Here is a 20582-nt window from a genome sequence, read left to right on the forward strand (position 1 = left end):
TCAGAACCCCCGGTCCCGGCGCTCGCTGCGGGCCTGCATCCAGATGAAGACCACGGCCACGACGACGATGATCAACGTCAGCACCGTGGAGATCGCGGAGCCGTAGCCGACCTGCAGTTTCTTGAAGAACGTGTAGTAGGCGAAGTACGACGGGACGTTCGTCGCGTTGTCCGGGCCGCCCCGGGTCAGGGCGAAGATCGGCCCGAACACCTTCAGCGCGGCGATGGTGCAGGTCAGCGCCACCACGAACGTCTCCGGCCGGATCTGCGGGAGGGTGATCGCCCGGAACCGGTGCAGCCAGTTCGCGCCGTCGACCTCGGCCGCCTCGTACAACTCGGGGTCGACCCGCTGCAACGCCGCCATGAAGACGACCACCGGGTAGCCGATCTGCACCCAGATCATCACCGCCATCACGGCCGGCAGGGCGGTGCCCGGGTCACCGAGCCAGTCGTGGCGCAGCGCGCCGAGACCGACCGCGTCGAGCAGGCTGTTGAACGCCCCGTCCGGGCGCAGGATCCAGCCCCAGACGATGCCGGCCACCACGACGGGCAGCACCTGCGGAAGGTAGAACGCGGCCCGCAGCGCGGCGGCGGTGCGCGGCTTGAACCGGCGGCCGATGACGTCGAAGAGCACCGCGGCGAGCAGCAGCCCGAGCACGGTGGGCACCACCACCATCGCGACGAGCATCCAGACGGTGTTGCGGAACGACGCCCAGAACACGTCGTCCTGCAGCAACTGCCGGTAGTTGTCCAGGCCGACCCACCGGGGGTCGCCGATGCCGGACCACTTGGTCAGCGACAGGTAGAGGGTGCCGATCAGCGGCGCGCCGATCACCAGGACGAAGAGCGTCGCTCCGGGGAGCAGGTAGAGCCAGTACGCCGCGTTGCGGCCGCGGCGTCTGCGGCTGGGCGCGGGCGGGGTGGGCGTCGCGGCCGGTGGTGTGGCGGCGACGGTCTCGGAGACTGCCATGGAAGATCCTTCCCGGCGGGGCGGGCGGGCGCGCCGGTCGTGCCGGTCACGCCCGCCGCTCGCCGTGTCACTTGCCGGTGATCTCCTTGACGCCATCGGCGTACGGCTTGGCGATCGTGTCGAGGAGCTGGTCGGGAGACTTGGACCCGTTGATCAGGCCCTGGAAACCGGAGACCAGCACGTCGTAGTAGCCGGGGACCGGCCAGTCCGGGTAGAAGGCGAGCCCGTCGGCCTTGCTGACCGTGTTGAAGTCCTCGATCAGCTTGCGGTCCTTCGGGTCGCTGATCTTCGACGCGTCGGCGGCGACCGGCACACCACCGTTGTTGCCGATCAGGTCCTGGATCTCCGGACGCAGGGTGATGTCGATGAAGTCGTACGCCAGGCTCTTGGCCTTGCTGTTCTCCGGGACGACCCAGAGGTTGCCGGAGGAGCCGGCCTGCAGGGTGTTGCCGGGGAAGAGGAAGGTGTCCCAGTTGGCCTTCATCTCGGTCTTGAACCGGCCGTACCACCAGCTACCCGAGACGATCATCGGAACCTTGCCGCCGATGAAGGCGGTGCCCATGTCCTCGGCCTTGAGGCTTGCCGAGTTCTTCGCGACGTAGCCCTTCTGCACCCACTGGGCGAAGGTGTCCGCGCCGTACTTGAGCGGGTCGGCCTTGAAGTCCACCGGGTTCTTGTAGAGCTGGTAGTTGTCGACGAACTGCCGGTCGCCCTTGGAGAGGGCGAGCTGGTAGAAGAGCTGCCCGGCCGGGTACTCCGCGCCGGCCATGCCCAGCGGGGTGATGCCCTTGCCGACGAAGGTGTCCATCGCGGCGGTCATCTCGGCCATGCTGGTCGGCACCTTGACGCCGTTGCTCTGGAACAGGTCCTTGTTGTAGTAGACCGTGACGTACTCGCCGTAGTTCGGCACACCGAACCACTTGCCCGAGCCCATCACACCCTTGTCGCTGTACCGGGCGGTGGTCTGCAGGCTGGGGCTGAGCTTGCCGGCCCAGCCGCGCTTGTCGGCCTCGCCGCTCAGGTCGGTGAGGAGGCCCTGGGTGGAGAGCAGGCCCGCGGTCGCGTTGCCCTTGTTGTACTCCATGATGTCCGGGCCCTCGGACGAGTTGATGATCATGCCGGCGTTCTGCTGGATCTGCTCGAACGCCTTACGCTCGAAGCGCACCTCGACGCCCGGGTGCTCGGTCTTGAAGAGTTCGATGGCCCGGTTCCAACCGACGCCCATGGCGCTGTTCTCGCTCTCGTAGTGCCAGAGCTTGAGAACCTTGGCGTCGCTGTCGTCCCCGTTGTCGCCACCGCCGCAGGCGGCCACGGTGGTCGTCGCGGTCGCCGCCAGGGCGAGCGCGGCGACGATCCGGCGGAATCGCTGCATTACTATCCTCCTCGTTGAGTATCTAGCGGTACTGCATCGGGCCCGTCGTCGCGTTGCCGCGCGGCGGCGGGCCGTTTCTACTGGTCAGCCCCCATGAGTTGACGGCTTCGTGGTGCGGCTGTCGAACCCCGGATCTCCAGCGAGCACGGCAGCAGTTGTTGGTGGAGCCGATTGCCAGCGCCGTCCAGGTGGCGCACCAGCGCCTCGATCGCCATCCGGCCCAGCGCCGAACCGGGCGACGTCATCGCGGTCAGCGCCGGCGTCGCCAGTTCGGCCACCTGCGGCGAGGTGACCATCGAGACGACGGAGACGTCGTCGGGCACCGACAACCCACGACCGGTCAACTCGCCGAGAATGCCGAAGATCGCGGTCTCGTTCATGGCGAGCACGGCGGTCAGCTCCGGGGCCTGCGCGAACGCGTCGGCCAGGGCCGCACGACCGCCGGCGGCGCTGTCCTCGGCCGTGATCATCAGCGGGTCGAGACCGTGTCCGGTCATCGCCGCGACAAAAGCATCCCGGGTACGCAGCGCGGGGCCGTATCCGCTGGCCAGCGTCGCGGCCGAGTGGTTGACGTAGACGATCCGCCGGTGCCCCAGACCCACCAGGTGCGCGACGGCCTCCCGGACGGTCTGGTCGAAGTCGATGTCGACGTAGGAGAGCGCGCTGGTGTCGCCGGTCCGACCGATCAACACCAGCGGCACGCCGGCCTCCTGAAGCACGGTGACCCGCTCGTCGGCGAGCTGGACCTCCATCAGCACGACGCCGTCGAGCATCCGCTGGGTGGCCAGCCGCCGCAGGTCGTCGAGGTCGCCACCGCCGACCGGCGAGAGTACGAGGTGGTAGCCGGCCGCGCTGGCCGCCGAGGCGGCGCCGGTGACGAAGGCGGTTTCGGTGGCGCCGAGGCCACGCTCGTCCATCGGCATCAGCAGGCCGAGGATCCGGCTGCGCCGGCTGGCCAGACCACGGGCCATCGCGTTGGGCTGGTAGTCGAGTTCCGCCATCGCGGCGAGCACCCTGTCCCGGGTGGCCTGGGAGATCGGCCGGGCGCCGGTGAGCACGTACGAGACGGTGCTGACCGAGACCTGCGCGAGGCGGGCGACGTCGTGCATGGTGGCCACGCGTACCTCCTCAGCCGGGGGTTGGGATCGCTCCCACCTGCGCGTCGAAGCGGTTCGACGAAGCGGTTCGACAGGACGCTAGGCCACCTGTTACGGCGACGTCAATAGCGGATGTCGAAAAGACTTCAGCGGTCACGCGAGTCCCCGCGCCCGTCCCTCCACCGCGCCGCACGCCCCGCTGGTGGGTCCCGGAGGGCGCGCTCCTCAAGATCGCACTCGATCCTGGTTGTAGTCCCCTCAGCCCGCACCGAGGCCACTACAACAAGGATCGAGCACGATCTTGCAAGGGCAAGGGCAAGGGCAAGGGCAAGGGCAAGGGCAAGGGCAAGGGCGCGGCATCACCGCCGCGCAGTGTGCGGGGCCGGGTTGGTCAGAGATCGATGTCGAACCGGCTCAGCACCGAGGGCGCGATCAGGCCGACGGTGGCGAGCGCCGAGACGACGGTCAGTGCGATGCGCATCCCGACCACCTCGGCCTTGCTGCCGACCCGCAGGGCGATGCTGTTCGGTAGGCCGACCATCATCCACATCCGCCGCTTGATCGGGATCGGCCAGAGGATCGGCACGCCCGCCCTGGTGATCATGTCACCGAGGATGTGCACGAAGCAGCCCACGCCCAGGGCCGTGCCGATCAGCGGATAGCCGCGACCTCCCGGCAGGTTGGCGAAGGTGAACCAGGCGGCCCCGGCCGATGCGAGCGTGATGATCACCCATCCGGCGCGTTCGGCCCACTCGTCGAACAGTCCACGTAGCGCCAGGCCGAACATGAAGAACAGGATGGTGATGACGGCCCACTTGCCGTACGCGGCGCAGAGCGCGGTGGTGCCCCAGCCGACCAGCAGGGTGAACGGCAGCGTATGGGTCAGCGTCCGGTGCCCGTTGTTGCGGCGGGGGTCCCTGCTGAGCTTCGTGGCGTAGTAGACCCCGAGCGAGATCTTCTCCATCACCTCGGCGGCGAAGAGCGAGAAGACGCCGAAGGTGCGAGCCACTGTGGCACCACCCTGGTTCTTGGTCACCTTGCCGGACATGTCGAGGTCGGGAAAGAGCGCGCCGCCGGCACACACCGCGGTGCCCACCGCCAACGCGAGCGGCGACTGGTGATAGTCGGCGAACTGGTCCAGTGCCCAGGACCCCGCCAACCACGCCGCCGCGCCGGACAACGCGTGCTGTGGTCCCATCATGTCGGCTCACCCTCCCCAGGGATCTTGAGCGCCCAAAACTACGCCACTGTAGTCAGCGTCGGCGTCGCAGGGGCATCACCCGGAGGGTCCACATCGGACGACGTCAGAGAGCTGGGGTGAAGCTCTGCCGGATCATCGGCAAGTATGCCGCGTTGACCTGCCAGTCGAACTCTTTTGTCATCCACGAGACGGTGTAGGAGCGGTCGGCCGAGGTGTTGGCCAGTAACCGGAAACTGTGCAGCTGTTCACCTGCGGCGTTCCTCCAGCCGCACTCCCAGGCCGCCCCGCCCTCGAAGATGTCCATCGCGGAGATGTCCACCCGGACGTAGCCGTTCAGCAGCGCGTCGCCGGTGGTGAGTCGCGCCTCCTCGGCCTTCCAGTACGCCACCGGGTCGGCCCGCGCCGGCCCTGCCTCGACGCTGAGCACCCGGGCGCCGTCGTGCTCCCGGAAGCAGGTCACCGCCCCCTCGGTCCAGCGTGTCCAGCCCACCGGCACGGCAATCCGAAACCCGGCCGGGTCGTCGTGCCAGGTCCAGCCCACGCGCAGTTGGTACGGCGCGTCCGCCGGGCGTGACTTCGAGGCCACCGGAGTGGCCGTCGGCGGTGGCGTCGCGCAGGCGAACGCGGTCGGCCGGGGGGTCGGCGGGGCGGTCGGCGCGCCGCCTCCGGACCCCGACGGTGGTGTGCGCTCGGTGTTGTGGTCGACAAGTGCCAGCGTCACACCCGCGGCGACGAGCAGGGCGGTGGCCGCTCCGCCCAGGACGAGCAGACGCCGCCGCCCGGGGCGGGTGCCCGTCGTGCGGGTCGGTGTCGGCGCATCGTCGGGTGCGGAGTCCGGGTCGACCCGGTCGGGCAGGACGGCCCGGCCCGCGCTGCGTACCGCGGTCACCGCCGAGGACGGCGTTGGCCCGACCGGCCGGTCGTGGGCCGCCGCGGCGCTGCGGAGCAGCGGCTCCACCTCGGTGGCGGTCAACCGCCGCCAGGGGTCACGTTGCAGCAGGCCGTTGAGCGCGGGACGCAGCGGGCCGGCGCGGCGCATCGGGTCCGGTGGGTCGGTGGCCAGCGCGCTGAGGGTCGCCATCGCGCTGGACCGGGCGTACGGCGACTGCCCCTCGACCGTCGCGTAGAGCGTCGCGCCCAACGACCACAGGTCGGTACGCGGATCCGACACCCCTTCGCGGGCCCGCTCCGGCGCGACGAACTGCGGTGAGCCGAGCACCGTGCCCGGCCCGGTCATCGCGCCCTCGCCACCGTCGAAGGTGGCCAGCCCGAAGTCGGTGAGCACCACCCGCCCGTCGTCGGCGACCAGCACGTTGTGGGGTTTCACGTCGCGGTGCAGCACCCCGGCGGCGTGTGCGGCCCGCAGCGCGGCGAGCACCGCCAACCCGATCTGGGCGGTGCGTTGCGGGCTCAGGGGTCCCTCGTCGCTGATGATCTGCTGCACCGACCGGGACGGCACGTACTCCATCACGATCCAGGGGCTCTCCCGGTCGTGCACCACGTCGTAGATCCGGACCACATTGGGGTGATTGAGCCGGGCAGCGGTGCGGGCCTCGCGCAGCGTCCGCAGCCGCGACTCCTCGCGTTCGGCCTCGGCCAGCCAGGACGGCGGCACGACCTCCTTCACGGCGACGTCGCGGTGCAGCATCTCGTCGCGAGCAAGCCACACCCGACCCATCCCGCCGGTGCCGACCAGGTCGAGCAGCCGGTACCGACCCGCGATCAGCAACTGATGCACGGTCGCTCCCCCTTGGTCACCCCGGGTTACACGATAGCCACAGGTGCCGGCATTCTCATCCGCTGAGCGGCCTCGATCCACGCCGGACGGTGGTCCGGATCATGGCCGTACGGTGCAGGTCAGCGGGGTGGTCGGAAACTCTTTCGCACCACTGGCCAGTCGGTGTCGCCCGCCGCCCAGTCCTCGTCGGCGGTGATCCAGCCCAGCGTCCAGGGGGCGGCGCCGACGACGAGTTGTCGGGCGTGCAGCAGTGGGCCGTCAGGTGCCCGCCAGCGGCACTCCCACTCGGCGCCACCGTCGCGCGGGGCGAGAAGGATCTCGTCGTACTCCGGTAGTGCCCCGCCCCCGGCCGCCGCGTCCCGGGCCGCCCGCAGCGCGGCCAGCGGATCGGCGGCACCATCCGCGGCGACGCTGAACGTCCGGCCGGTCGCCGGGTCCTGGAAGCAGGCCACCTCACCGTCGCGGGAGTAGTGCCAGGTCGCCGGCACGAAGACCCGGAAGCCGGTGGTGTCGGCGTGCCAGACCCAGCCGGGCGGCGGGCGGAACCGTTCGCCGGGAGCCGGCGCGCGGGCCGTCACCGGCGCACCGCCGATGTCCGGGCGCACGCAGGCGAACGGTGGTGGGGCCACGTCGCGCCCGCCGGGTGGCGGTCGGTGCCGGTCGGGGCCGGGACCGTACGGGCCGTCCCGGCCGCCGCCGTTCGGCGGGGCGTACGGCGGTGGGTCGGAGGGCCGGGCGACGGTGTCGGTGGGCTGGTCAGCGGTGACGGCCAGCGCGGTGCCGACACCGGCGGCCACGGCCACCAGGAGTGACACGGCGACCAGCGCGACCCGCCGTGACGTGCGGCGCCCCTTCGATCCGCCGGGCACCGCAACCGCATCATCCGCGGCCCGGCCGGGCTGGGGTGGCGCGCTGGTCGACTCCTGATCGGCCGACCCGTCGGCCCCGGCGGTCGGGTCTCCCGTCGGCGACCCGAGCCGGCCCGCCGACCCCGGCCCCGCCGCCGACCCCGACCCCGGCCCTGAACCCAGCCCCGACCTTGACCCCGAGGCCGACACCGGCGGCGGATCGGGGTTGCCGGTCGTCGCCCGGACCAGCAACCGGCGGGCCGCCTGGTGGTCGAGGCGATCGCGCGGGTCGCGGCGCAACAACCCCGCGAGTACCGGCGCGAGCGCCCCGGCGTGCGGGGCCGGGTCCGGCGGTCCGGCGGCCAGCGCGCTCAGGGTCGCCATCGCGGTGCTGCGGGCGTACGGGGAGCGGCCCTCAACCGCGGCGTGCAGGGTCGCTCCGAGGGACCACAGGTCGGCGGCGACCGTGGACGCCCCCTCGGCGGCTCGCTCCGGGGCGACGTACTGCGGGGAGCCGAGGACCATGCCGGGGCGGGTCGTCACGCCGTCGCCGCCGTCGAAGGTGGCCAGCCCGAAGTCGGTGAGCATCACCCGTCCGTCGTGCGCCACCAGCACGTTCTGGGGCTTGATGTCGCGGTGCAGCACCCCGGCGGTGTGCGCGGCGTGCAGCGCGTCGAGGACGGCGAGGCCGATCCGGGCGGCGCGGGAGGGCTCCAGTGGCCCTTCGGCGTCGACCACGTCCTGGAGTGTGCGGGACGGGACGTACTCCATCACGATCCACGGGTTGTCGTCGACCGGGATGACGTCGTAGAGCCGGACCACAGCGGGGTGGTTGAGCCGGGCTGCGGCGCGCGCCTCCCGCAGGGTGCGCGAGCGCACCTCGGCCCGTTCGTGGTCGGCCAGCCACGTGGGCGGCACGATCTCCTTGACGGCGACCTCGCGGTGCAGCATCTCGTCGCGGGCCAGCCACACCCGGCCCATGCCCCCGCGACCCACCAGGTCGAGCAGCCGGTACCGACCGGCGATCAGCACCTGCGCACGCTCCTCCTCAGCCGCTGTCCGGGCTACACCCTAACCAGCGGATCGGAAGTCACCTATCGGTAGTCCGACTGGGCTCAGCAGGCGGCGTGGTCGACGCGCGCCAGCAGATTGCCCTCCGGGATGGCGATCCGGGCACGTCCGCCAGCCAGTCGGGCGGAGGCACGCCGGGCCTGGAGCGGATCGTGCTCGCGGCGGGCCGCGGCGTAGCTGGCGGCCGTGCGGGCGGCGATCGTGGCCCACCCGTACTGTTCGCCGACCATGGTGCGGGCCCGGCGCGCCACCCGCCGGGCGAAGACCTCGTCGTCGAGCAGTTGACCGACCGCGCCGGCGAGCGCATCGGGGTCGCTGTGCGGGAACGTCACCCCGGTCACGCCGGACTCCACGATCTCGGCGAGGCCGCCGGTACGGGCCACCGCCAGTGGCGCCCCGGCGGCTGCCGCCTCCAGCGCCACCATGCCGAACGGCTCGTAGAGGCTGGGCACCACTGTCGCGTCGGTGGCGCCGAGCATCGCCGGCAGTTGGGTGGAGTCGAGGAAACCGGTGAACCGGACGGTCGAGCCGAGCGCCAGCCGTCGAGCCTGGGCTTCCAGCTCGGGCCGGTACGGGCCGTCACCGGCGATCACCACGCGCAGACCCGGGTGCCGCTCGCGCAGCCGGGGCACCGCGTGCACCAGATGCTGGACGCCCTTCTCGTAGACCAGCCGTCCGGCGTACCCGATCAACGGGCCGTCCCCGGCGAACCGTGCCCGGGCCGACGCGACCGCGCGTGGGCGGGCCCGCCAGGCCCGGCCGTCGACCCCGTTGGGCACCACGTCGACCTGGGTGGCCGGGACGTCGAACAGGGCCTTCACCTGCTCACGCATGTACCCGGAGCAGACGATCACCCGGCCGGACTCGTTGCTGAGCCACTGCTCGACGCCGTGGATGGTGCGGTTCATCTCCTCCGGCAGCCAGCCCTGGTGCCGTCCGGCCTCGGTGGCGTGCATGGTGGTGACCAGGGGCAGGTCCAGGTGCTCGGCCAGGGAGACGGCGGTGTGGGCGACGAGCCAGTCGTGGGCGTGGATGACGTCGTACGAACCGGCCTGGGTGGCGCGTAGTGCGGTGCGGGTGAGGGTGTGGTTGAAGGCCATGGTCCAGGCCAGCAGGGAGCTGGTGGCCAGGGGGAAGGCGACCGGGTCCTCGGGGGCGCGCAGGATGCGGACGCCGTCGGCGTACTCCTCCATGGGTGCGCCGTCGGTGTGGCGGGTGACGACGGTGACCTCGTGGCCGGCGGCGGCAAGGGCGACGGAGAGGGCGTGCACGTGGCGGCCGAGGCCGCCGACGAGCACCGGCGGGTATTCCCAGGACAGCATCAGCACCCGGAGTTGCCGGGCGGCGTGAATGTCGATCACGTGGGCGTCGGGTGACATGCGGCCCCCTTTGAGTTGTCCCCGGGCGCGCGCCGACCGACACCGGAAGTGATGTCGCCGTCGCGTCTGGATCGGGGCCAATCCTGCCGGGATCGAGATAACCGGCGGCGACACCACCGTTGCGGTCGTGTAAAGCGCTACTGGCCCTTTCGGCGCACCCGCAGCAGCTCGGCCACCGACCACGCCTGGAATGGGCAGCCGGTCGCGGCGTGCGGCGCGAGGCCGTCGGCCGTCTCGCTTACCGAGCCTAATCCATATTCGGTCAGATGAGACTCAATCCCAACGAACGTGTCATCGACTGACATCTTGCCCCGGCGGGCGGCGTCGACGTACGGGCCGAGCAGCCACGGCCACACCGTGCCCTGGTGGTAGCCCCCGTCGCGCTCGGCGGGGCCACCCCGGTGCCGGCCCACGAACTCCGGCGAATCCGGGGCGAGGCTGCGCGGCCCGAGCGGGGTGAGTAGCCCGTCCGCGACGCGGCGCAACGTCGCCTCGTCCGGTTCCAACGGCGCGAACGGCAGCGACCAGGCCAGCAACTGGTTGGGACGCAGCGCGTCGTCGTCGTGCAGGGCGGCCCCACCCAGCGGGTACGCCGGCGCGGGCGCGTCCAGCACGTCGTGCAACCAGCCGGTCGGCGACGGGAAACGCTCCCGGAACGAGGCGGTCGCCTGCCCGTGCCGTCGCCACAGCTCGTCCGCGTCCTGCCCGGCCAGCTCGGTCAGCTCCGCGAGCCCAGCCAGCCCGTTGATCCACAACGCGTTGACCTCGACCGGCTTGCCGGTACGTGGGGTGACCGGCACCCCGTACACCCGGGCGTCCATCCAGGTCAGGGCGGTGCCGGCGGCGCCCTGTCTGAGCAGCCCGTCGGCCGGGTCGACGGCGATCCCGTACCGGGTGCCCGCCACGTGGGCGTCGATCACCCCGCGCAGCGCGGGCAGCAACTCGTCGCCGAGATCGGTGTCACCGGTGACCGTGACGTGCCGGCTCACCGCGTGCAGGAACCACAGCGTGCCATCGACGGTGTTGTACTCCACCCGACCGGTGTCGGCCGTGTTGGCCAGCATCCCCTCGGACAGCGTCGCCGCGTACGACCGCAGCAGCTCGCGCCCCTCAGCGGCCCGGCCCGTGCAGAGGAACAACCCCTCGTACGAGATCATCGTGTCCCGGGACCAGGCCCCGAACCACGGGTAGCCGGCGACCACGTCCGCTGCCGCGTCGTTGGTGCGCACCACGAACGCGTCGGCGGCCAGCACCAGGGTGGCCTCCACGTCGTCGGCCGGCTTCGCCGCCGCCACCACGTGTCGGTTGCGCCGCCGGGCCGTCGCCACGATGTCCTCCGCCGCCATGGGCTCCAGGTCGAGCGGATCGGCCCAGGCCCGCACCGACACCGTGTCGCCGGGGCTCGTCAACTCGCCGACGAAACGCCCCGCGTACCAGAGATCCTCGTCCGGGTGCAGACCCCGGTTGGCCTCCTCGCGGTGGTGCACGCCCAGCCACCATTGCCCCTCGGGCGTCCAGCCCGGCCCGGCCAGGCGGTACGCGCCCTCGACCACCGCGCCGCCGGCCACCGACTCGACCTGCGGGATCGGGCCGTCCGCCCGCCGCTCGCCGTGCGCGTCGCGCCAGGTGCAGGCGGCGGACAACTCCAGCCGGACGGGACCGCCGGCGACCAGCCGGTGCACCACCGCGACGCAGGAGCGGCCGGGCAGCATGGCCACCTCCCGCTCGATCACCACCGACCCGATCCGCCACCGCCACCGGGGCAGCCCGTCGACCAGGTCGAAGCGTTCCAACAGCTCGAAGCCACGCGGGTCCACGTCGCCGGATGACCACTCGTGCGCGCCGAGCCGGACCCGCGCCCCGGACGGCAGGGTGACCGCCGGATCGAGACTCACCAGTCCCGCCTGACGAGACGCCGGGGTTTCGCCGGGAACCACCAGCAGACCGTGGTAGCGGCGGGTCCGCAGCCCGGCGACGGTGCCCATCGCATAGCCGCCGAGACCGTCCGGAACCAGCCACTCCCGGCTGGCCGCGCTGGTCAGATCGCCGCAGACCTGCGGGCCGAAGTGAATGTCAATCAACTTTCCTCCACCGGCGGCAAGGTGTAACACGCCACGACGAGAATGGCCGCTGTGGTCAAGTACCGCGGCGACGTCAAAGATATGCACGTGATCACTGACCGATCGTCCTCCGACGCCTCGCCACCCGACGCCGAGCGGCTCCGGCTCGCCCAGGCGGACTCGGGGGAGCAGGACTGGCGCGCATGGGGTCCCTATCTGTCCGAACGGGCGTGGGGGACGGTACGGGAGGACTACAGCGAGCACGGAACGGCCTGGGACTACTTCCCACATGACCACGCGCGGTCCAGAGCTTACCGGTGGAACGAAGACGGGATGGCGGGCGTCTGCGACGAACGACAGACGTTCGCGTTCGCTCTCGCGCTGTGGAACGGCAAGGACCCGATCCTCAAGGAACGGATGTTCGGCCTCGGCGGCGACACCGGCAACCACGGCGAGGACGTCAAAGAATATTGGTGGTACGAGGACTCCACGCCCACCCACTCCTGGATGCGCTGGCGCTACCACTACCCGCAGGCCGCCTTCCCGTACGACGAACTCGTCGCGGTGAACGCGTTGCGCGGCCGCGACGACACCGAGTACGAGCTGGTCGACACCGGGATCTTCGACGACGACAGGTACTGGGCGGTGACCGTCGACTACGCCAAGGCGTCCCCGACCGACCTGTGCATGGTGATCACCGTGGCCAACCGGGGTGACCGCGCGGCGACCCTGCACGTGCTGCCCACCCTGTGGTTCCGCAACACGTGGGCCTGGGGCCTCCCCGGTGGTGACCGCATCCCGACCCTGACCGGGCAGGGCACCCGGCTCGTCGGCGAGCACCGCGTGCTCGGCCAACTACTGCTGGAGGGTGACGGCGGCCCGGTGCCGCTGCTCTGCGACAACGACACGAACGCCGAGCGGCTCTGGGGCCTGCCCGGCCGTTCGCCGTACCCGAAGGACGGCATCAACGACCACGTGGTCAACGGCGCGGCCACCGTCAACCCCGCGCGGGAGGGCACCAAGGGCGCGCTGCACTACGTACTCGACGTGCCGGCCGGTGGGCAGCGCCAGATCCGGCTGCGGCTGACCCGTACCGCGTCGCCGCCGGCCGCCGCGCCGCCGCCCCCGGCCGACCTCAGCGAGGGCTTCGAGGCCGTGGTGTGGGCGCGGCGGGCCGAGGCGAACCGGTTCTTCGCCGGGGTGATCCCACCGGCCGCCACCGCCGACGAGGCGCTGGTGGCCCGGCAGGCGATCGCCGGGCTGATGTGGGGCAAGCAGTTCTACCACTTCGACGTCAAACGCTGGCTCGAAGGCGACCCGGGCTCGACGCCGCCGGCCGGGCGTCGACACGGGCGCAACAGCGCCTGGTGGCACATGACCAGCTTCGACGTCATCTCCATGCCCGACCCCTGGGAATATCCCTGGTACGCGGCCTGGGACCTGGCCTTCCACTGCGTGAGCATCGCCCGGGTCGACCCGGGCTTCGCCAAGGAGCAGATCCTGCTCCTGCTCCGCGAGTGGTACCTGCACCCCAACGGGCAGATCCCGGCGTACGAGTGGGCGTTCGGTGACGTGAACCCGCCGGTGCACGCCTGGGCGGCGCTGAAGGTGTTCGAGATCGACGGAGGGCGGGACTACGAGTTCCTGGCCCGGGTGATGCACAAGCTGCTGCTCAACTTCACCTGGTGGGTCAACCGCAAGGACACCGGCGGCAACAACGTCTTCGAGGGCGGCTTCCTCGGGCTGGACAACGTCGGACCGTTCGACAGGTCGGCGGCGCTGCCGGTGGCGGGCGTGCTGGAGCAGTCCGACGGCACCGGCTGGATGGCCATGTACGCGCTCAACCTGCTGGACATGGCGGTCGTCCTCGCCGAGCACGACCGGACCTGGGTGGACACCGCCACCAAGTTCTTCGAACACTTCCTCTACATCGCCGCCGCCGCGTACGAGCAGGGGTTGTGGGACGACGAGGACGCGTTCTTCTACGACGTGCTGCGCCTCGCCGACGGCACGAAGGTGCCGCTGAAGGTCCGTTCCGTGGTCGGGCTGCTGCCGTTGGCCGCGACCACCCGGCTCACCGCGAAGACCCTGCACCACCTACCGGAGTTGGGCGCGCGGTTGCGCTGGTTCCTCACCAACCGCCCGGAGTACGCGCAGGTGATCGGCACCCGCCGCCTCGGCCCGGACGGCCGGCAGCAGCGGCTGCTGTCCATGGTCGGCCAGGAGCAGGTGGTCCGGCTGCTCGCCCGGATGCTCGACCCCGACGAGTTCCTCTCCGACTTCGGCCTGCGGACGCTGTCCCGCGCGCACCTGGACAAGCCGTTCTCGGTCACCCTCGGCGGGCTGGAGTTCTCCGTCGGCTACGAGCCGGCCGAGTCGACGAGCGGCCTGTTCGGCGGCAACTCGAACTGGCGCGGACCGATCTGGATGCCGACGAACTTCCTCCTGATCAGCGCCCTGCGGGACTACGCCGCGTTCTTCGGCGACGACCTCCAGGTGGAATATCCGACCCGCTCCGGGGTGAAACGCAGCCTCGACGAGATCGCCGACGATCTGTCCGCTCGGCTGATCTCACTCTTCACCCAGGACGACTGGGGCCGGCGGCCCATCTACGGCGCGTGTCAGCTCTTCCAGACCCACCCCGACTGGCGAGACCTGGTGGCCTTCCCCGAGTACTTCCACGGCGACAACGGTGCCGGCCTGGGCGCCTGGCACCAGACCGGCTGGACGGCCCTGGTGGCCGATCTGATCCTCACGCTGCGCCGCTGACGTCCTCCCCGCGGGGGCGCCTCCGGCATGATCGCGCTCGATCCATGTCGTAGTGGTATCCCTGGCACTGGGAGGCCACTCGATCCTGGATCGAGCACGATCATGCGGCCGGCAGGGCCCTCAGCCGGTGACGAGGCCGAACTTGATCAGGCTGTCGGCGGTGTCGGTGATGGTCGTCTCCACCGGGCGAGGCCGCCAGCCGAGGACGTTGCGGGCCTTGTCGTTGCTGATCACCGGAATCTGTCCGCGCAGGGCGGCAGCGTCGCGTAGGGCGGGCTCGGTCTTCGCGGCCTCCCGGACCTCCTCGTCGGTCAACTCCCGGGCCGGCACGCGGTCGGCCAGGCTGGGCAGGTGCCGAGCCAACATCTTCGCCATGTCGAAGAAGCTGATCGACGGGCCGCCGACACCGATGAACCGCCCGCCGGCGGCGGCCGGGTGCAGCATCGCGCGTAGGTGCAGGTCGACCACGTCCCGGACGTCGACCACCCCGAAGTACATCCGGGGTACGACCGGCATCGCCCCCTGGAGGAACGCCTGCACCAGCCCGGTCGACGCGGACACCCGCGGCCCCAGCAGCGGCCCGAAGATGCCGGTCGGATTGACGACGCTCAGCTCGACTCCACCGTTTTCCCGGACGTAGTCCCAGGCCGCACGCTCGGCGAGCGTCTTCGAGCGGTGGTACGCCGGGATGTCGTCGTCGACGTTCGTCCAGTCCGCCTCGCTGTACCGCCCGTCGGGCTTGACCGTGTAACCCACCGCCGCGTACGACGAGGTCAGCACCACCCTGCGCACCCCGGAATCGCGGGCGGCCCGTAGGACGCGCAGCGCCCCGTCGCGGGCCGGCCGGATCACCTCGTCGTCGTTCTTGGGCGGGGTGAACGGGAACGGTGATGCGTGGTGCAGCACGTACCGCGCCCCGTCGACGGCCTCGGCCCAGCCCTCGTCGGCGGACAGGGCCGCGGTCCGGAACTCGACCCGGCCGTCCGGGTTCGTGCCGGCCTGCCGAATCCGGTCGAGCACGTCGTTGCCCTGGCCCGGCTCGCGCACGGAGACCCGCACCCGGTAACCCTCGTCCAGCAGTCGCGCGACGGAGTACCCGCCGACGTGCCCGGTGGCGCCGGTCACGAGGACGAGGCTGTCGTCGGTCGCCCCCAGGGGGATGTCGTTCTGCATGATCTTTCCCATCGTTGCTCAGAAATCCTGAAGAGCGCGCTCGACCTGCTCGACCGCGCGGGCCTCGGCAGCGGCGTCGCCTCGGTACCGGGCGGCCCACATGTCTGCCTTGCCGCACATGTACGCCTGGCGTACCCGTAGGCGCTCGATCTCCCCGGACAGCCGGTCGGCGTGCCGGGCGAAGAGGGCGTGCTGCTCGGCGGCGGCTGCCCGGTCGCCCTCGTCGAGCAGCGTCAGGTATCGGCGCATCTCCGCGACGCTCATCCCGGACGATCGCAGGCAGGCCAGGGCGTCGATCCGCTCGGCCAGCGCGGCGTCGTACCTGCGGTGGCCGCTGCTGTCGTCGCGCGCCACCACGCCGAGCAGGCCGACCTTCTCGTAGTACCGCAGCGTGGGCTCGCTGAAGCCCGACCGCTGGGCCATCTCCTGGATGGTCAGGGGCGCCTGTTCCTGACCCGGCTTCTTCGCTGCCATGACCGAAGCGTCCCCAACCTCAAGCGCTTCAAGTCAAGTGATGTGACGCGGGGCACGGGGTAGAACGGATCGCTGTTACGGACGCGACAGAATGTCCCTAACGAGCCGAACTGCCGCACTCGGCGTCCGGGACCGAGCGGTCGGGGGGGCTAACCGCCCGCCGCGTTGTGCTTCGCGACCAGGCTCGGCAGTTCGTCCAGCGAGTCGATGCGGAACAGGCACTGCGCGGCCACGTCGGGCAGGTCGAGGATGTGACCCCACGGGCCGCGCCGGATCAGGCACGTCGGCATCCCGACCTCCTGGGCCGGGCGTACGTCGTTGTCGGGCCGGTCACCGACGTACAGGATCGACGACGCGTCGCCGCCACCCGCCTCGACGACCCGCTCGAAGAAGGCCGGTGACGGCTTCGCCACGCCCCACCCGTGCGAGGTGCCGATCACGTCCACGGGGAGGTCGAGGGCGTGCAGGGTCGCCTCGGCGTGCGCCGGTTGGTTGCCGGCCAGGCCCACGAGCAGGCCCTGTTCCTTCAGGGAGGTCAGGCAGGCCCGCGCGTCGGGGTAGAGATCCTCCTCGCCGAACGACTCCGCCCTGCCCGCGGCGGCCCGGCGCTTCAGCTCGGTGTCGAGGTCGAAGTCGGGCCGGAAGGCCCGGAACGTCTCCTGGTAGTCCAGGCCCCTGGCGATCACCGAACCCAGAACCGCCGAGAGCGTGTGCCGTGGCACGCCGAACCAGTCGGCCCAGGTCGCGAACTCACGGGACTCGTCGAGAATCGTCCCACCGACATCGAAGAAAACCGCGTTGATCACTGTGCCCCCCGGTCACGGTCGTGCTGTCGGTGGAGCATAGACGCGGACGTCGCTTGTGGACACGGGCGACGGCGTACCGTGTGCGGGTGCATGTCCTTGACGATCCGACGGTGTCCGCCCGGGTGGCTCGTTTCCTTGGCACGCACGGGGAGCGCTGGCCGCGCACGTCGGCCGAGCGGATCCGGCGGTCGGCGAGTGCGGACGGACCCGACGGGCCGCTGGCCGTGGTGCCCGACGAGCTGGTCGCGGTCGCCGTCGCGTTCGAGGAGCGCTACGGCGGGCTCGCCTACCGGCTCAAGACAGACGGCAACCACATGGAGTACGGACTGGAGGGCCCGGCGTACTTTCGCTGGACCTCCGACCTCGGGTGGATGTTCCCGGCAGCCCTCGACGGGGCCTGGACGTGGGGCGTCGATGTCCTGCTCGACGGGCGCACCGCCATGGCCCCGGGCGACTGGCCGTACCGGCTGATCGACCGCACCGTCGAGCAGCGGCTCGAGAAACACGCGCTCCTGGCGGAGGTGCAGCGCTGGCCGCACGTCACGCTCACCTACGAGACCGCGACCCTGGTGTCGCCGACGGTCACCCTGAGCGGTGTCCCGGAGGTGCGCGAAGCCACCGGCCCGGCCGATCGTTGGTGGTACGACGGCGCGGTGGCGGCGTGCCTCTCGCTTCGTGGCTGGCCCGCCGGGAGGGACCGCTGGGTGTTGCGGTGCTTCTCACGAACGAGACCCGGGTTGTCCGGCGTGCTCGACCAGCTCAGTGAGATCGGCGAGCGCGACGAATGGTGCGGGATCTGCGGCCGCGCCCTGGGGCCGTCGATGCCGTCCTACGTCCCGCAGGGCGGCGAACCGGGCCTCTGTCTACCCTCGCCCTCGAATCGCCGGTAGCCCACTGACGCGTGTGCTGCCCAGGCTCCCGGCGCTCCGTCGACGGCGGCTAACGTGTCGATCCTTCACTATCCTGATCGTCCATGGGGGCGGATCCGGTGGGTGAGGTGCTCGTGCTCGGGCAGTCGCGGGTCTGGCCCGCCGTCGCGGTGCCGGTCGCGATCGTGGTCGGCCTGATCGTCACCGCGGTGCTGCTCGACTGGGTGAGCTGGTTCGGGTTGGTGCTCGGTGCCGCGTCGATAGTCCTCGCGTTCGTCCGCTGGCGGAACGCGGTGTTGGCTGACGACACCGGGCTGCTGGTACGCGACCGTGGCGGCTTGCGGCGCTCGTACGCGTGGTCGGAGATCGAGCGGATGGGTTGGCAGGGGAATTCCCTCGTGGTCTATCCCCGCGGCGGCCCCTACGACGTACCAGGACCCAACGCGTCGGTCACCGTGGCACGCATCTCGCAACCGAGACACGCGCACCTTGCCGACCCGATGCCGGCGCTGCTCCAGACACACGGCATCAAGGCGCTGAGCGAGCCCTGACCCGCGCACGATCGACGTGGCCCGGTCGACCACGGTCAGTCGCAGCGTCCGAGCGGCGGTGGGTGCGAAGCCCACGGCCCGGTAGATGGACTCCCCGTCCTCGCTGGCCCTCAACTGCCGCCCGCTACCGCATCCACCCCCACGGAGGTGACCGACAGTCACCGCCGGCCGCCGACACCTCCGCGCCGCACGCTAGTAGGGCGGGGTGGGCTTTTCCGGCCCACGCCGACGTGAGCGTCGGGAGTCCGCGACAGCCACCGCGAGCAGCACCACGGCGGCGGCGGCACCGGCGGTGAGCGAATCGAGGCGCATCGTCGCCGGCACCAGGAGGCCGAGGGCCAGTAGGCCCGCCAGCCGGGAGCGGGAGACCCGGGCGAAGACCTGGTATTCGAGGGCCGATCGTCCGGCGAGGAAGACGACGGGGCCGCCGAGGATGGCGATGAGCCACGCCGCTGGCAGGTGCCCGAGCGGCTCGGTGATGAGCAGTTCGAAACCGACGCCGGTGAGGACGATCCCGGCGATCATGACCAGGTGGGCGAACGCCATCTCGGTCGCGAGCCGATCGGCGTGGCGCGAGCGGCTGACGGCGGTGTCCAGCACCTTCCCCGCGAGGTGGAAGTAGATCCGCCAGAGCAGGACCGTGGTCGCCAGTGCCAGGACGAAGCCGGCCGTCTGGTCGGCCCGGAAGTCGCTGCCGCTGAACGCCAACCCGATGACGAAGATCGCCTCACCGATGGCGATGAGGAGGAACTGTTGGTACCGCTCGGCCAGGTGCCCGGCCGCGATTGCCCGGCCGCCGATGCGTTGCGCGCCGATGCGGGGGGTCGGCCACCCGAGGTAGAGCCCGGTGTAGTCGATCAGCGCGGCGATGATCCAGAGTGGTCCTCTGATCGCGCCGTCGTCGGCCAGACCACCGATGACCCAGAGCGGTGCGCTCAGACCGAACCAGACCAGGACCCGGAGGGTTTGCCGGGGATCGGGCCGGCCGTGCCCCGCGACGTGGAAGTAGACCACCCGGCCGATCTGCAGGCTCACGTAGGTGATGGCGAACAGGGGTGCCCGCGCGCCGAATCCGTCGGGTACCGCGACCGCCATTGTCATCGCGCCGACCGCCGTCATCACGATGACGATCTGGACGATCGGTGCCTCCGGATCCAGCCAACTTGTCGACCAGACGGTCAACGACCAGACCGCCCAGAGCGCCAGGAACAGCAGGAGGGCCTGACCGAGGCCCGCGACCACGCCGCGGCCACCGTCGGTGAAGTCACTGATCACCCGTGCCGAGATCCGGGTGAGGGCGAAGACGAAGACCAGGTCGAGGAAGAGTTCCAGAAACGTGGCTCGTTGCCGACTGTCGGCGTCGCGCACCAGCCCTTCGTGCCGCTGCTCGCTCATCCGTCCGCCACGGGCCGGTGCCGTCGAACGACCACGTGCCCTCCCGTCGTGGTGATCCCCTCACCTAACGACGGACGGTCGGCGGTGGCACGCGGGGACGCAGGAACGGACTCGTTCGCCTTACGGCTGTAAGGTCATGAGGTGACCACACCGAGAGCGCGGGCTCGCAACAAGCGCGGCGAAGGTGCCCAGTTGCGCGAGGAGATCGTCAGTGCCGCCGGCACGCTGCTGGACGGTGGCGACCCGCAGAGCGTGACGCTGCGGGCGGTGGCGCGGGAGGCCGGCATCTCGGCACCGTCGATCTACGCGCACTTTCCGGACCTGGACTCGATTCTGCTGGTGGTCGCCCAGCGCGCGTTCGCCGCCCTGGAGCAGGAGTTGGCCGGGCCGGACGACCCGGATCCGGCCGAGCGGCTGCGGGCGATCAGTGCGGCCTACCTGACCTTCGCCGAGCGTCAGCCCCACCGGTACCGGTTGATGTTCGGGTCGGTCTGGGATGCCAGCCAGGCCCGCGATCGGACGCCGGCGCTGGCGGACGATCTCGCCGTGCTCGGCATGGGAGCCTTCGAGGTCATCCATCGCACCGTCGCCGAGTGTGCCGCGAAGGGGCTCTCGACCAGCGCGGATCCCTTCGCCGACGCGACGGCGCTCTGGGTCGGGCTGCACGGGTTGGCCCAGCTCCGGGTGGCGACGCCACTCTTTCCCTGGCCACCCCACCTGCGGGAGGCCCTCATCGGCCGGCTGGCACTGCTGGTCTGACCGGCCCAGACAGTCGCCAATCCGTCACCGGGCGACTGCGGTCGGTGGCCG

Annotated in this window: 16 protein-coding genes; 4 read left to right on the top strand and 12 right to left on the bottom strand. The window is 71.1% G+C overall.

The window, feature by feature from the left end; genetic code table 11:
* The 8 genes from AB0C01_RS24845 to AB0C01_RS24880 form a co-directional block, all read right to left on the bottom strand.
* The gene (locus AB0C01_RS24845) at positions 1-969 is read right to left on the bottom strand and encodes a sugar ABC transporter permease (protein WP_357248550.1); all 969 of its coding nucleotides are present in this window, start codon (positions 967-969) and stop codon (positions 1-3) included.
* Positions 970-1036: 67 nt separating this feature from the next.
* On the bottom strand, positions 1037-2341 hold the full coding sequence (locus AB0C01_RS24850) for an extracellular solute-binding protein (RefSeq protein WP_357572226.1): 1305 nt from the start codon (positions 2339-2341) through the stop codon (positions 1037-1039).
* Positions 2342-2418: 77 nt separating this feature from the next.
* Entirely contained in the window at positions 2419-3450 is a 1032-nt protein-coding gene (locus AB0C01_RS24855) for a LacI family DNA-binding transcriptional regulator (RefSeq protein ID WP_357248791.1), read from the bottom strand.
* Positions 3451-3829: 379 nt separating this feature from the next.
* Positions 3830-4639: a metal-dependent hydrolase gene (locus AB0C01_RS24860; RefSeq protein WP_357248543.1), complete on the bottom strand. Its 810-nt coding sequence runs from the start codon at positions 4637-4639 to the stop codon at positions 3830-3832.
* A 103-nt stretch (positions 4640-4742) separates the two neighbouring features.
* The gene (locus AB0C01_RS24865; protein ID WP_357248540.1) at positions 4743-6377 is read right to left on the bottom strand and encodes a serine/threonine-protein kinase; all 1635 of its coding nucleotides are present in this window, start codon (positions 6375-6377) and stop codon (positions 4743-4745) included.
* Positions 6378-6496: 119 nt separating this feature from the next.
* Positions 6497-8257 carry a serine/threonine-protein kinase gene (locus AB0C01_RS24870; protein ID WP_357572227.1) on the bottom strand — a complete coding sequence of 587 codons (1761 nt, stop codon included), beginning with the start codon at positions 8255-8257 and terminating at the stop codon, positions 6497-6499.
* Between the two features lie 83 nt (positions 8258-8340).
* A complete protein-coding gene (locus tag AB0C01_RS24875) occupies positions 8341-9675 on the bottom strand; it encodes a glycosyltransferase family 4 protein (RefSeq protein WP_357248534.1) in 1335 nt (444 codons plus the stop codon).
* A gap of 137 nt (positions 9676-9812) precedes the next feature.
* Positions 9813-11756, bottom strand: coding sequence for an amylo-alpha-1,6-glucosidase (locus AB0C01_RS24880; protein ID WP_357572228.1), 1944 nt, complete (start codon positions 11754-11756; stop codon positions 9813-9815).
* An 81-nt stretch (positions 11757-11837) separates the two neighbouring features.
* On the opposite strand from AB0C01_RS24880, the gene AB0C01_RS24885 reads away from it, so the two are divergent.
* Positions 11838-14504 (top strand): glucosidase, encoded by a 2667-nt coding sequence (locus AB0C01_RS24885; protein ID WP_357572229.1) that lies wholly within the window; start codon positions 11838-11840, stop codon positions 14502-14504.
* A 120-nt stretch (positions 14505-14624) separates the two neighbouring features.
* Here the strand turns inward: AB0C01_RS24885 and AB0C01_RS24890 are convergent, their stop codons facing one another.
* From AB0C01_RS24890 to AB0C01_RS24900, 3 genes are all read right to left on the bottom strand, one after another.
* The gene (locus tag AB0C01_RS24890; RefSeq protein WP_357572230.1) at positions 14625-15689 is read right to left on the bottom strand and encodes an NAD-dependent epimerase/dehydratase family protein; all 1065 of its coding nucleotides are present in this window, start codon (positions 15687-15689) and stop codon (positions 14625-14627) included.
* Positions 15690-15695: 6 nt separating this feature from the next.
* Positions 15696-16151, bottom strand: a complete 456-nt coding sequence (locus AB0C01_RS24895) for a MerR family transcriptional regulator (RefSeq protein WP_357248523.1) — start codon at positions 16149-16151, stop codon at positions 15696-15698.
* A 149-nt stretch (positions 16152-16300) separates the two neighbouring features.
* The gene (locus tag AB0C01_RS24900) at positions 16301-16957 is read right to left on the bottom strand and encodes an HAD family hydrolase (protein WP_357572231.1); all 657 of its coding nucleotides are present in this window, start codon (positions 16955-16957) and stop codon (positions 16301-16303) included.
* An 86-nt stretch (positions 16958-17043) separates the two neighbouring features.
* On the opposite strand from AB0C01_RS24900, the gene AB0C01_RS24905 reads away from it, so the two are divergent.
* Positions 17044-17847, top strand: a complete 804-nt coding sequence (locus tag AB0C01_RS24905; RefSeq protein WP_357248514.1) for a hypothetical protein — start codon at positions 17044-17046, stop codon at positions 17845-17847.
* Between the two features lie 83 nt (positions 17848-17930).
* Positions 17931-18377 carry a hypothetical protein gene (locus tag AB0C01_RS24910; protein ID WP_357572232.1) on the top strand — a complete coding sequence of 149 codons (447 nt, stop codon included), beginning with the start codon at positions 17931-17933 and terminating at the stop codon, positions 18375-18377.
* Positions 18378-18569: 192 nt separating this feature from the next.
* On the opposite strand, the gene AB0C01_RS24915 is transcribed toward AB0C01_RS24910, so the two are convergent.
* Positions 18570-19772 (bottom strand): low temperature requirement protein A, encoded by a 1203-nt coding sequence (locus tag AB0C01_RS24915; protein ID WP_357572233.1) that lies wholly within the window; start codon positions 19770-19772, stop codon positions 18570-18572.
* A gap of 141 nt (positions 19773-19913) precedes the next feature.
* On the opposite strand from AB0C01_RS24915, the gene AB0C01_RS24920 reads away from it, so the two are divergent.
* Entirely contained in the window at positions 19914-20531 is a 618-nt protein-coding gene (locus tag AB0C01_RS24920) for a WHG domain-containing protein (protein ID WP_357248507.1), read from the top strand.
* The last annotated feature ends 51 nt before the right edge of the window (positions 20532-20582 follow it).

This window comes from Micromonospora sp. NPDC048905, from assembly GCF_040649655.1.
Classification (GTDB): domain Bacteria; phylum Actinomycetota; class Actinomycetes; order Mycobacteriales; family Micromonosporaceae; genus Micromonospora.